11 protein-coding genes and 1 pseudogene are annotated in these 12903 nt (G+C 37.3%); 9 read left to right on the top strand and 3 right to left on the bottom strand.

From position 1 onward, the window contains the following. The first annotated feature begins 9 nt into the window (after positions 1-9). The 4 genes from AB432_RS18620 (at position 10) to AB432_RS18605 (ending at position 3722) form a co-directional block, all read left to right on the top strand. Positions 10-843, top strand: coding sequence for a hypothetical protein (locus AB432_RS18620; protein ID WP_048033550.1), 834 nt, complete (start codon positions 10-12; stop codon positions 841-843). A 176-nt stretch (positions 844-1019) separates the two neighbouring features. Continuing rightward, entirely contained in the window at positions 1020-1463 is a 444-nt protein-coding gene (locus AB432_RS18615; protein ID WP_048033549.1) for a hypothetical protein, read from the top strand. Positions 1464-1466: 3 nt separating this feature from the next. Further along, positions 1467-1982, top strand: coding sequence for a DUF6575 domain-containing protein (locus tag AB432_RS18610; RefSeq protein WP_048033548.1), 516 nt, complete (start codon positions 1467-1469; stop codon positions 1980-1982). 12 nt (positions 1983-1994) lie between these two features. Continuing rightward, entirely contained in the window at positions 1995-3722 is a 1728-nt protein-coding gene (locus AB432_RS18605) for a KGGVGR-motif variant AAA ATPase (protein ID WP_048033547.1), read from the top strand. A gap of 137 nt (positions 3723-3859) precedes the next feature. On the opposite strand, the pseudogene AB432_RS31120 reads toward AB432_RS18605, so the two are convergent. Next, positions 3860-4090: pseudogene (locus tag AB432_RS31120) on the bottom strand (transcriptional regulator); the annotation flags it as partial. Positions 4091-4588: 498 nt separating this feature from the next. On the opposite strand from AB432_RS31120, the gene AB432_RS30815 reads away from it, so the two are divergent. Together AB432_RS30815 and AB432_RS18590 are read left to right on the top strand one after the other, a co-directional pair. Further along, entirely contained in the window at positions 4589-4747 is a 159-nt protein-coding gene (locus tag AB432_RS30815; protein ID WP_201265894.1) for a hypothetical protein, read from the top strand. A gap of 1014 nt (positions 4748-5761) precedes the next feature. Continuing rightward, on the top strand, positions 5762-6835 hold the full coding sequence (locus AB432_RS18590; protein WP_082195960.1) for a YifB family Mg chelatase-like AAA ATPase: 1074 nt from the start codon (positions 5762-5764) through the stop codon (positions 6833-6835). Here AB432_RS18590 and AB432_RS18585 read toward each other — a convergent pair. Then, positions 6777-8417: a recombinase family protein gene (locus AB432_RS18585; protein ID WP_048033546.1), complete on the bottom strand. Its 1641-nt coding sequence runs from the start codon at positions 8415-8417 to the stop codon at positions 6777-6779. The two genes, AB432_RS18590 and AB432_RS18585, sit on opposite strands and share 59 nt — an antisense overlap. 36 nt (positions 8418-8453) lie before the next feature. After that, positions 8454-8945 (bottom strand): ImmA/IrrE family metallo-endopeptidase, encoded by a 492-nt coding sequence (locus AB432_RS18580; protein WP_048033545.1) that lies wholly within the window; start codon positions 8943-8945, stop codon positions 8454-8456. A gap of 208 nt (positions 8946-9153) precedes the next feature. Between AB432_RS18580 and AB432_RS18575 the strand changes: the two genes are divergently transcribed. The 3 genes from AB432_RS18575 (at position 9154) to AB432_RS18565 (ending at position 12791) form a co-directional block, all read left to right on the top strand. Further along, a complete protein-coding gene (locus AB432_RS18575) occupies positions 9154-10341 on the top strand; it encodes an HNH endonuclease (protein ID WP_053079606.1) in 1188 nt (395 codons plus the stop codon). Between the two features lie 65 nt (positions 10342-10406). Beyond that, positions 10407-11918 carry an AAA family ATPase gene (locus tag AB432_RS18570; protein WP_048033544.1) on the top strand — a complete coding sequence of 504 codons (1512 nt, stop codon included), beginning with the start codon at positions 10407-10409 and terminating at the stop codon, positions 11916-11918. A 6-nt stretch (positions 11919-11924) separates the two neighbouring features. Beyond that, a complete protein-coding gene (locus tag AB432_RS18565; protein WP_048033543.1) occupies positions 11925-12791 on the top strand; it encodes an HNH endonuclease in 867 nt (288 codons plus the stop codon). The last annotated feature ends 112 nt before the right edge of the window (positions 12792-12903 follow it).

Here is a 12903-nt window from a genome sequence, read left to right as displayed (position 1 = left end):
GATGAGTTAATGGAAGAATTATTAACGAAGCTTTTATCAACTTTACAAGTGCCTACTATAGTAGTAGGAATATCTGCGATAGTATTTAAGTTACTAACATTTTTACCAGTAACGTTTGTAACAGCTCAAGATTTTGAGAAAAAGTTTTATACAAAAGAACAAAGACTCCTCCATCAAATAGTGCATTTCATTTTCAGTATGATTGTCGTTACTATTTTTATGGTCCTTATTGGGGATTACTTTGCAAATAATACCCACTGGTATAATCCATGGATTGCATTAGTCGCATTAATTTATGTAATATTTTTTTTCTACCTAATATTTGGGATGGCTGCCATGCGCAAAAAAATTACAGGTTTGGACAGTCTAAGAAACCGGAGATTCTTTATGTTAGCAACAGGAATATATTGTGCGGCGGCTACTGCTATAGTGCCATACTCCACTGGATCAATAATAGGGGGAATGTACCAAACAAAGCCAGAAACAATGTCACTTGAGTATTTCCTGGTATTAGCAATAATTTACTTTATTTGTTCAGCATTAATAGTGGTATTGCTAAAACCTTTAAACAGTGTGCTTGCTTTTAACACTGAAAAGGTAGTATCAATTGAGATGGACAAGGAAGGACAGAAAGAAAAATGGTACTTACTTCATCCAGTGAAATCGGATAGCTATCTTATTGGGGATAATTACATACCTGTGCTTTGTAAAAGGAATCGAATAATTACAAAGGAAGAATTGGTTCAGAAAGAATTTTTAATAGAAGATTTGGATGATATGAAAAATGAATCGTCAATAGCAAAAAATAATAAAATTGAAGATGAAAAAACAGTTACCTCTTGAGCACTCAATCAGAAGTTTTGTCGTTTCTCGTCGCATTAGATGTTGAAGATGTCATAGGTATTTAGGTCTGATTATCGAATAAAGAAGTAATGACAGAATTAATAATCTAATATGACGAAACAAAATGTAAAATTGTAGAAAACAAATACTTAAGTAATAAGGTAGGTATGGGTATAATGAGAATAACTGAATGTCTTTTTGCCCCAGATATAATTGTCAGGCTTCCAGATAATTGCCCCCCTCAATCATCGGAGAGCAGGGAAGTTGAAGTTTTTAGAGTAGTTTTAAATAATCCTCCAGAGTTTAATGATTTTCATCCACATTCTATTTTGTATCCAAAGATAAAGTTTAGAGACAAATGCGAAGTATCAGCTGTATCTGTTTTCCTTGAAATCCAAGATGCAATTAAATATGCGCCAAACATGGCGTCAGTTAAAAAAAATGGAGGTAAATTTTATATTGCTCAAGGGATAGTAACTAAACAATCAGGCGCAATTCTTGAAGATAGCAAGAATCCAGCTAAAAAAGCCTTACAAACTAAATCTCATGTTAGTTGGTGGATAAATGATGCTCGGTCTATTCACGAAAGTTTTAAAATTATAGATATAGGTGGTATATAGTAAATGGAAATCATTCACAAAAATACAATAGGAGAATTTAAGATATTAGAAACTTATATATACTTTGATGGTCCCCAACTGTTTTCTTGTAAAAGTAGTACCGATCAAATTTACTTATGTTATTGGTGTGAAATAACAGATGAAGAGTTGATTTGGTTATATACTCCTATTAGCTTAGATAGATACGAGGAAATTAGAAGCGGAAAAATATCCGTTCGAGATTCAATTTTAAAAGTTGAAGATGATTATGTTTGGAAACTTTCAATGACTATAGATGGTGAGAATTCTGCATCGGAAAGATTACATAAGGAAAATATTTTAGAGAAATGGTTACCTGATGTTAGCTTAGTCATTAATATTGAAGAAGATAAAGAGGGAGAAGAATTGGCCACAACTGAAGAGTCAAATATGAGTAAATTCTCTTCCGTGTTGTATAATGGGAAATTTAAAGAAATACTGCAGAGAAATGAAATAGAAAAAGCTAATAAACAATTATCCAGATTTTTATCAACTGCTTAAAGAGGTGACATTATGGAAACAATTACTTTTTATTCATATAAAGGTGGTGTAGGAAGAACACTTGCGCTTGCTAACATCGCATCTTATTTATCTAGATTTGGACAAAAAGTTTGTATACTTGATTTTGACTTAGAAGCTCCTGGGGTCCATTACAAGTTCCCTGAAATAGGAAATGAATTAAATAAAGGTTTAATTGATTATATTTATGAGTTCTCAGTGAATGGAACTGTTTTCGAAAGTATTAAAGATTTTTCAGTATGCAAAAAACCGATTAAAAAGACGCAAGGTGAAATCGTAGTAATCCCAGCAGGTGCTGTATTAAATGGGGATTATTGGAGAAAATTAGCTTACATTGACTGGCATAAAATGTTTTATAGTTCAAATAGTGAAGGGACTGTTTTTTTTCTAGATTTACAGGAAAAAATAAAGAATGAGATTGCTCCTGACTTCTTACTTATTGATTCAAGAACTGGAGTAACAGAAATAAGTAGTTTGTGTACCTCATTACTTGCAGACAAAGTCGTTTTTCTATCAGCTAATAATTTGGAAAATCTTGACGGGGCAAAACAAATAATAAAGGGGATATCAAAAGCTGAACGCTTTACTTGGCAGGAACCAGTTCAAGTTTTATTTACATTAACAAGAATACCTTTAACTAACGAGCTAAAAGAAAAGGAATTAATTAAGAATGTTTGTAATTACCTTAACGATAATGAAACAGTAGTAAGGGAAGAGGATATTGGTATTCTTCATTCTGAAAGAGAAATAGAACTAGCGGAAACGTTATTACTTACTGAACACGTTATGGATCAAGAAATACCATTATTAAAGGACTATTTAAGATTGTTCTCAAAAACGATTTCTGAAAATATTATTGAAGAAAAGTTAGGTAGTATTTTAGATCAAATCACATCAGGTGAGCGTTTATTAGAGGAACCTGAATTAATTCAAAAGGAACTAGAAGAAATAATTGAGGTGTTTCCTCATAGACTAAGTCTAGAAAAACTTATTGATTTTTATGTTCTAAGAAATGAGAGTAGAGAAAAAATATTATTGGCATTTCATAAATTGTACGATTATTTTGGTATTCAAAACGATCGAATGTTATTACGATATAAAAGTATTTTTATGAAAATGGACAATAGAAATTGGACAAAACCAAGATTTAACCTAAAAATTATAGAACACTACCTTACTAAAAGAACACAAGATTATCTAGATGTGAAGCTACGGTTAGCCAATACATATCATATGTATCAAGAAAATGATAAAGCCCTCGAATTGTACCACCAATTATTTAATGAACTTACAAATCGGAAAGAAATAGTAGTTAAAATGGTTGACATTTATATGGAAAAAGGAGAATTTTCAATTGCTTACAATCTTATAAAGGATTGTGAACACCTTTTTGATTTGAATTCTGAATTAACACGGAAGAAACTTTATATATTACTCAATCTAGACAAGTCCGAAGAAGTATTGGAGTTATTTGGTAATAATAATATTGGCCAAATGGTTCTAGATGAAGACCCTGAATTGTTCTTGAGAATTTGCAAAAAATTTAATTATACTCTCAACAGTGATTTATTGTTAAAAATATCCGAGAATGCACTCTCAAACTATAACTTTTCGCTTTTTGAAGTTTTAAAAGAAACATACTCCCAAAATGGGAAAATAGATGAATTTAGGAAAATAGTAGATAATCATAGGAATGGTCATGAAACGTACTTTAAGTTTTAAAAAAACGACGAACATATGATTAGTATGTTCGTCGTTTTTTTGTAAATATGAATATAATTGAAATAGTTTAATGGTAACGTTCCCCATACCTTCCAGTTCTAAAAAACGAGACGGCTAATAAGTAGCTCGTCTCGTTGTCATTTCTGTTGCTCCGCTAAATACCGCAAGTACCTCACATGCTCTAAAGCCTTCTGCTTATCTTCTTCGCTTAGCTTATCTAGTTCGAAAAAGAAGAGGTTTTCAAATTCTGACAGGTGCTTGTCTGATTTAGCTGAAGAGGTAAGGGGGGAAGTCCGCCCAGTTAATATATAGTCTGATTCAATGTTGCAGATTTGGGCAATTCTAGCTATATCTTTAACACTAGGAGGAGTGTAATCGCGCTCCCAATTAGAGACTTTTTGTGGAGAAACATTAACACGTTTTTAGCAAATTGTTCTTGGGTCCAGTTATTAGCTTTTCTTAGTTTTCTTATTCTCTGCCCAACCGTTTCCAACAAAATCACCTCCTAATATTATCAATAACTAACGTATTTAGGTAGTTAGTTAACGGGATTTAAGAGTTTAATTAAAAGAATAATTTGACGATAACGAAATTCGTTAGTGGGGAGGTGATAAAATGGTTCATGCTACGTTTATCAATTAAGAAAAGCAAAGGGAGTAACAAAGACACATATGGCGAGTATACTGGGGATTTCCTTGCAAGGGTATAGCCATAATGAATAAGGCAATGTACGTCTGGATGTTGAAAGGCTAAAAGTAATTGCACAAGTACTTTCAGTTGATGTAGGAATTTTTTCTGACGATAAACTAACGAAATTTGTTGTTTTGGAATTGTATAACCCAAAGTAGCCTGAAAGGAGGCCGACAATGATCAAACAACTTAAAGGTATCGAATTCCACCGTGAGTTCGCACCTGATATGAAACGAATGATCCATGCTTTGGAGGTATTACTCAAGTCAAAACCAGCAGAACCAAAGGAAGACACTGATACTGATCAACCAGTAAAGAAAGAGGAAAAAGCGTAAAGGAGTGCTGGACGACACTCACACAACTGCATAGAGCGCCGAAGAGCGGTAGCGAGCGAAGATATGAGCCGCGCCATTCCACCAGTTCACCAGTCAAGTGAGATAAATAGGTCAAGATGGGGTCAATGCCAAGACTCGACGCTGCATGCAGTGTGAGATGAAAGCGAGGTGAGAACAATGCTATTAACTGTAGAACACTTCCTCCAAATCGTGTGGAGAGCCATATTTTCCGTCTAAACGAAACCTCCTGCTGTATTTATTGCATTCAGTGGTTCAACCAGCTAATCAAGGACTTCAAAAGAACTAATGTAGCAACTGTTAAATTGTTAATTCCAATAGGAAAAACCCCAAGGCGAGTAACGGGGAAGGCTAAAAAGATGAGCACAGTTTCAATGTAATTCGAAAACCAAATAGAAAAGAGGAGAACAGATGGAGAACAAGGGCACAACAATTTCACTGTACTCTTGCTCTCGGATGCATGACATCTGCGATTATACTCATTAGAATCAGCGAACAGGGGAACAACTGACGTACGAATCACTGGTAAGAAACTGGGAGATCAGCTCGCTGAGTAGCGGATCTGATTAATAGTTGAGCGACACCACCCCAAGAGGATGTGGAAGCGTTCGTGAAAGAATACGGTAATCACCGATCAGTCCGGATGATTAAACATCTGTTAGGTGATGCACCACCGCCGACTAAGCCGCGTTTGACGGTAAATCAAATAGCTTCATTGTTAGACCAGATGAAACCTAGAATGATTTCTTTGGAAAAGTAGACAAGAAAGTAAATGGCAAACATATAAGGATTATTGTAATGACAAAAAACGAAGAGATTCACTTTTAATACGAAAACATAGTGGAAATCAATGTTCAACTGCTCAAGTTTTACTTTTCTATGAAGTACAAAGTTAAAGATTTTTCACAAATTTGTATAGGAGTTTTGTCAACAGCTCCAATTTACTTGCCCACCCCCTCTATCTTTTCCTACCCTATAACCAGAGGGGGAGAGAACATGTACGCATGCAGCTATTCAGGCACTGTACTCGGCATAGATGGAATGGTAGTCACTGTAGAAACAGACATAGCAAATGGCTTACCTCAATTCGATTTGGTTGGACTTGGCGGTTCAGCAGTAAAAGAAGCGAGAGATCGTGTTCGTGCTGCCTTGCGGAATGCAGGATACGACTACCCAATGCAGCGGATCACCGTCAATCTGGCACCAGCAGACCAGCGCAAGGAAGGTTCTGGTTTCGACCTTGCTATTGCGTTTGGAATTTTACTCGCCTCTAAACAAATGCTACCCAGACAGGAACGAATTCTCGTTTTAGGAGAGTTGGCATTAGACGGCTCACTTCGCCCTGGCACGGGTGTACTCCCCATCTTACTAGAAGCCAAAAAAGCAGGATTTACCCACGTGATTCTCCCCGAACAAAATGCAGCGGAAGCACGGCTCGTCGACATTACCGTATTGCCTGCGAGCAATCTGGAAGAGGCCGTGAACTACTGGAAAGAAGGACTTCATAGTAAGGACCCCGACTTGATTTATCACGAAACACAAACAGGCAAGACAAAAACCAACCAGCTGCCTCCCGATTTTGCCAATGTTTACGGACAGCAATTTGTAAAACGTGGTTTGGAGATTGCAGCAGCCGGATTTCATAATGTGATATTGGTGGGGCCTCCAGGTTCAGGAAAAACTCTTTTAGCTACTTGCCTGCCTGGTATCATGCCGAACATGACCATTCATGAATCTTACGAAGTGACGAAAATATACAGTATTGCTGGTCAATTAAAGCGGGAGAGTGGGCTTGTCGAGGAGAGACCTTTTCGTGCACCGCATCACACGATTACGGCTACTGCACTGATTGGCGGTGGCGCACAAATCCCGCGTCCCGGAGAATGTAGCTTGTCTCACAGTGGGATCCTCTTCCTAGATGAAATGCCCGAGTTTTCTCGGCATGTATTAGAGGTACTGCGCCAGCCGCTGGAATCAGGGGTTGTCACGATTGGACGATCCAAGCAGGTTTTTACCTTTCCTGCTCGGTTTCTGTTAATTGGTTCGTGTAATCCTTGTCCGTGTAGATAATATCCTTGGCAAAAGAATACTGAACTGTAACTGAAGCGCGAGGGCGTTTTGAACCTTCACTAGGTGTTGTATGTACTTGAATTCGTTCAACGAGGGCTTTTACGATTTCACGCCTCGTTTCGAATGATGGATTGTCATCTAGTTTATTTCGTAGTGATGTGAGTAATTGAAAAGCATTCATCATCTTCGTAGAGTAATCGTGGTCAACTTGCAGCGAGCTCCTTATTTCTTTTAAGCGTTGTTCGAGAATCTCTTTCTCTTGATTGATTTTTTGGATCTGTTTTTCTAAATCGGTAAAAGTGATGATGCTTTTACGGAAGAGGTCCAGGATACTCTGTCGTTCTACATCTTTATCATCGATGCTCTTTTGAATAAGTGTTATTTCGGACTCTAAATCGACCTTCTTAGTCTGCTTTACTTCCCTAGCTGCAGCAATCTCCTGAAGGGCTTCCCCTGGCTGATTAATAAAGGACAAGCAATCTCTCCACACAAGGTCCTCGATCCAATCTTGCGGTAGATTCTTTGATGTACACTTCCCTTGCATTGGACCCTTAAATGCTTGTTTACCGGTACAGACATAGAATCCTTTCAAAGCTCGTTTACTTCCAGGATAATGAATCCCCACATACGTTAATCCGCAGCACTGACATTTTAGTAGGCTTCTAAGTAAATATTGATTCTTGGTGTTACGCATTGCTTCTATTTGATTACTTCGAAGGACTGCCTGTGCTTTTTCCCATGTTTCAATATCAACAATGGCTGGAACTTCGCGTTCTATCAAATCGCGTTTTCTTTTGCTCCGTTTTCCATAGATGTGTAATCCATAGTAAGTGGTACTCGTAATGATCCCACGTATTCTTGAGGGGCGCCAAATACCCGCAGTTTTCTGTTTTCGTTTTCCTCGAGTAACTTTCCGATCATCCCTTGCGTAAGCCGTAGGAACACCTAAGGCATTTAAGTATTCTGAGACTTTAATGCATGAGTGGCCTTGGTTAGCAACCATATGGAAAATCAGCCTAACAACTCCTGCCTCTGTCATATCTGAGCGAGGGAGTAGCTCTTCACAAACCACCAGATAGCCTTCACTGTCTACGCGGTATCCATAGGGGACAATACCTCCAAGCCATTTACCAGCCCGTGCAGCGCGGTTTGCACCGTACCACAGACGTTCTATGATGGTCTCACGCTCTAAGTCAGCCACCCCTGCTAGAATGGTTAAAAGGAAACGGCCAGATGGATCTCCGGTATCAAACGGCTCCGTCATGGAACGGATTTTTACACCGTCACTTTCTAGGTCGTGAACGGAATTCAGGATGATTCTGGCAGATCGTCCAAGTCGGTCTAAGCGGTAGATGAGAAGGAGATCAATCTCGCCATTCTTAGCATCTTGTAACAGTTCGCGTCCGGCTGGACGAGCTTCAAGTGGGACGGTTCCTGTTACGCCGTCATCCTTGTACCACTTTACGATTTCTAATTGATGGAGATCCGCATACTTACGAGCAAATTCAAGTTGGTTTTCGATCGTACCACGTTCTGCTTGATCGTCTGAACTGACACGTGCATAAACAGCTAACCGCAACATGGTCTCCCTCCTATATTGATTAGTCCTTTTGATTTGTTACGAGATGAATCGGATTGGGTTGCATGACAATTTTGATTTGATTCTTAGCAATCTATCTGAACACAGTTCGGGTGTAACTTTAAACTGCTCTGTTAAGATATCTAGTATCTCAGGTTGCTTGTAATCATAGTTCTTCAGCATATGTAGTGGTAAAGCGGCGTATCTTGTGAAATTCCTTGCGTCCCATTCCTGTAGTTCACGAAAGGCAGCGGGCATCATTAGCTGACGTCCGGAGTGACGGAGGATATGACAAAGCTCATGATAAAAATGCTCCCTTTGCACAAGTGAAGGGAGTCGTTTGTCTATCGTTATACTTTTGAACCGACCGAACTCATATGACATTGATGGGATCTCTTTGTAAAAGAGATGGATGTTTAATGTTCTTGCAATACGTTGTTCGTCTAATTCGTCAGGTGTTTTTATGCCAAGTTGCTTGTAAAAGTGGCTTATCCAAGTTTCAAGAGGGGTAGGAGTGTAAGATAGCTTCATTGATTCACCTCTAGCAGGAACGTTTGTTCTGTAAATAATCTTACCATTCCTACTTTTTTCCTACTAGTGACAATTTGATGTATTGATTACGACTTAATCAGCAGGTTTTGTCGTTTTATGTCGGATATACACGATGGAATGTTGTAGGTAATTGGGACTATTTGCCGAAATATATACATTCACTCTTATATGCCAAGGGGCTGACATCATGGACCTTAGTTTGAAATTTCATAAAGCCTTACTTGATACCTGCCAAAAAACAAGGCGAGAGACTACATACAATCCTTCTGGATTATCTCAAAGGCTTGCAAGCGAAAATGGTGTGGTTGTTGCGAAGACTTTACTCAGGGGTAAGGATCAATCTGGTTTAGCTAGATTGTTGTTGGAGGGACGCCTTGATCTCTCGATGGAAGCCCTTATGCTAGATAAAGAGTATAAAGATTTATTCACTGATGAAGAACGGGACATAGCTCGCCAACGACTAATTGAATGTAAATATACTTTCCCAGCGGAAGCCGAAATGGAAATGGAAGAGAACGTAGCTGAAAATCCAATTGAGAGTACGCCTATAGATGTAACGAGTATATTTGTACCCGGAGCTGAGTTTAGAAGACTTGATCTTCACACACTGTTTGCTGGACAGAGTTACGGAAGAATCTCAACTTCTTCCAGGTTTCCTTTTATCATGCTGTTTACTGGAGAACGCGGTGAAGAGTATGGATACAAAGATGGTTGGAATGAAGAAGGCATATTCTTGTATACCGGTGAAGGTCAAGAAGGAGATATGCAATTCATCAAGGGGAATAAGGCTATTATAGAGCATGTGGACGACGGTAAGGATGTTCATCTATTTGAGTACATACGAACTGGCCATGTAAGGTACATAGGTCAAATGATATGTATCGGGTACAAAGTAAGGGATAAAGACAACAAGGGGCAAGATCGGAAAGTAATTGTGTTTGAGTTAATGCCAATTGAGGTAGTTAATAATAGTGAGATTGTTGGTGCAACTGAATTAAGTGATTTGTCATTAGAGGAACTTAAGAATAAGGCATTAGTTATCACAAATCATGGCCAGGGAACTACCCTAAAAGAACGTATAGTTCAATATCGAGAGAGAAGTCGGGCTGTAAAGCTGTATGCACTGAAAAGAGCAAACGGAGTATGCGAAGCGTGTGGTAATGAAGCTCCTTTTATAAACACAAAAGGGGAGCCATTTTTGGAAGTACACCATACGCGAAGATTATCAGACGGAGGACCAGATCATCCAGAGTGGGTGGCAGCAATTTGCCCGAATTGTCATAGGAGAACTCATTATGGTTATGACGCTGTTAGCTATAATGACAAGATAATAAAGAAAATAATTGAAACAGAGTTACGAATAGGGGCAAAATAGTTCAATCATCCAATGGCTCATTAAAATACTAGAATAAAGTTAGTTTAAAGAATGGAGATATTAGTATGCAATTTTACGAAAGAGCTTTTAAAACAGCTCTTACTCATCCCGGAGTACATTTGATCAAAGATGGATGGAACGATTTTGGTTACTACACCTCTTATAGGATGTATTTTTTGGACGAACATGGAAATAAAACAGAAATAGGTTTTGTAAAAATTGCGATGTCAATCGAGGATAATGAATCTACAGCGATTCCATCAAAATTCACTCAATTAGATACCAGTTACTTCAGTCTAGGACAAGGTATAGATTATTTTAAGAACCTAAATAAACTTGGTCCTACCATAAGAGACGAGATTTTAAAAGGATTGAATGATATCGCTTATGATCTTGATCTGTTTGAAAAGGTTAGGGAATTTAATATCACACGAAAATCATTGCTTCGCGATTATAAAGTATTCACTGTAAAAGATCAATTCCACAGAGTTGCGAAAGGTGGTGTACCACTAACACCTTATTCATTTAGTTATTGCCATACCTATAATGATAGGGAATCAGTCGAGTTTGACTTTGAAGTCGTGCCAGATTCAATGCCTCCAACTAATATACATGCATTAATTGGCAGTAATGGCGTTGGAAAAACAACAATTATTAACGATATGATTTACTCTTTACTATATGACTCTAAATCTCAAAATGCAGATAGTTATTTTTATGATAATGAAAACTTCGACTCAACTAATCTATTTGCAAATACAATTTTCATCTCATTTAGCGCATTTGATAATACTCCACATTATCGAGATAAAATCGATGAAGAAAAAGGTCCTTTGTATTCTTATATTGGTCTAAAAGACAGTGAGTTAATTGAAAAAAATGAGTCTAACTCGGTTGAAAGATATGTAACAAAGACACCAGAAACGTTAATTGATGAATTTATCCGTAGCATTAAATTTATCAAAGAAACGACTGATAAAAGGAAGTTTCATAAGTGGGAAGAAGCAATTGAAATGCTAGAAAGTGATGCGATTTTTAAAAGTTTTGGGTTAAGAGAAGTCGATTTAAGTAGAATTGAGGAATTGAAAGTAATATTTAATCGTCTAAGTTCTGGACATAAGATTATATTATTGACCATTACAAAGTTAATTGAAAAAGTTGATGAAAAGTCGTTAGTTATTCTAGATGAGCCAGAATCTCATTTGCATCCACCATTGCTATCTTCATTTATCAGAGCATTATCAGATATATTAATTTCTCAAAATGGAGTAGCAATTATTGCAACGCATTCACCAGTTATTCTTCAAGAGTTACCCCGAAGCTGTGTATCAATTATCAAGAGAAGCAGTAAAAGTTGTTCTGTTCTCAGACCTGAAATTGAGACGTTTGGTGAGAATGTAGGAACATTAACAAGAGAAGTATTTGGCTTAGAGGTTACGTATTCTGGATTTCATAAAATATTAGAGGACCTGGTAGAACAGGGTAAGGGGTATGATGAAATAGTTGAACAGTTTAATGGTGAACTAGGTATAGAAGCTCGCACTATTCTAAGGTCACTATTGATGTATAAGGAGTAGTTAAAAATGCGAAGAGTCCCTAAACCTAATTTTTCTACAGAAGAAGTCCTATTAAAATGCATCAGCAATTATACAGACACGGATTTAGTTAGACGATTTAAGGCCAGTAAAGGCAATATAGCTGACTGGAGTAATATTCTACAGAAGAAAATCGAAACTAACACTGTTTCAACAATAGTTGAAGATAAATGCATACCTCCAAAAATAACAAAAAACGAAATGGTCAAGCTATACACTGATAAATTGGCCAAACAAGGACAACCTGGAAGGGAGATATATAATGACATAATGGATCTTCCTAAACATAGACTATGTCCAATTTGTGGTTATAGACCTGTTGATAGTTTAGACCACTATTTGCCAAAAGAAAAATTTCCTGCACTCTCTATAAGTCCAATAAATTTAATTCCAGCATGCATGGGTTGTAACAAACTTAAATCATCCTCTAAACCTAACTCGCCAGAAGAAGAATTTATACATCCTTATTTTGATAACATAGAGGATGAGCCGTGGCTATATTTAAAAGTTGTAGAAGAACTGCCCCTTACTGTTTATTTTATAGCGGAACCTAGTCAATCATCTTGGGACGACTTAAAAAAAATACGTGTAATTAAGCACTTTAGTAGATTTCGCCTTGGTCAATTATATAGTAGTTACGCAAGTAATGAGTTATCAGGGAAGATTTACTCTTTAAAAAGTTCATTTGAACAAGGAGGAGCGGCTCTAGTTAGGGATGAGTTGCTTAAACAGATAGAAAGTTTTAAGTATGCTGAGGTAAATTCATGGCAAATTGCTTTGTATACAGGATTATATGAAAGCCAGTGGTTTTGTGAAGAAGCATTAAAAAAACCAATAGACAAAATACTGAAGTGATTTTGAACTATATCATATGATGGCTAATTCACGAAATTGATTAGCTAAACAAAAGCAGACGTTCTAAAAGAAGGACTACCCGTGCCTAACTGATTGCAAAAATAAACCTCTT

Origin of the sequence: Brevibacillus brevis (assembly GCF_001039275.2) — a bacterium.
Lineage (GTDB): Bacteria > Bacillota > Bacilli > Brevibacillales > Brevibacillaceae > Brevibacillus > Brevibacillus brevis_C.
This window is presented reverse-complemented; position numbering and strand designations above follow the sequence as displayed.

Bases quoted from the DNA above. Each gene is read 5' to 3' on its own strand.
- AB432_RS18585 (WP_048033546.1), bottom strand. From the start codon at position 8,417: ATGTTGCGGTTAGCTGTTTATGCACGTGTCAGTTCAGACGATCAAGCA.
- AB432_RS18565 (WP_048033543.1), top strand. From the start codon at position 11,925: ATGCGAAGAGTCCCTAAACCTAATTTTTCTACAGAAGAAGTCCTATTA.
- AB432_RS18570 (WP_048033544.1), top strand. From the start codon at position 10,407: ATGCAATTTTACGAAAGAGCTTTTAAAACAGCTCTTACTCATCCCGGA.
- AB432_RS18615 (WP_048033549.1), top strand. From the start codon at position 1,020: ATGAGAATAACTGAATGTCTTTTTGCCCCAGATATAATTGTCAGGCTT.
- AB432_RS18575 (WP_053079606.1), top strand. From the start codon at position 9,154: ATGGACCTTAGTTTGAAATTTCATAAAGCCTTACTTGATACCTGCCAA.
- AB432_RS18620 (WP_048033550.1), top strand. From the start codon at position 10: ATGGAAGAATTATTAACGAAGCTTTTATCAACTTTACAAGTGCCTACT.
- AB432_RS18590 (WP_082195960.1), top strand. From the start codon at position 5,762: ATGTACGCATGCAGCTATTCAGGCACTGTACTCGGCATAGATGGAATG.
- AB432_RS18605 (WP_048033547.1), top strand. From the start codon at position 1,995: ATGGAAACAATTACTTTTTATTCATATAAAGGTGGTGTAGGAAGAACA.
- AB432_RS30815 (WP_201265894.1), top strand. From the start codon at position 4,589: ATGATCAAACAACTTAAAGGTATCGAATTCCACCGTGAGTTCGCACCT.
- AB432_RS18610 (WP_048033548.1), top strand. From the start codon at position 1,467: ATGGAAATCATTCACAAAAATACAATAGGAGAATTTAAGATATTAGAA.
- AB432_RS18580 (WP_048033545.1), bottom strand. From the start codon at position 8,945: ATGAAGCTATCTTACACTCCTACCCCTCTTGAAACTTGGATAAGCCAC.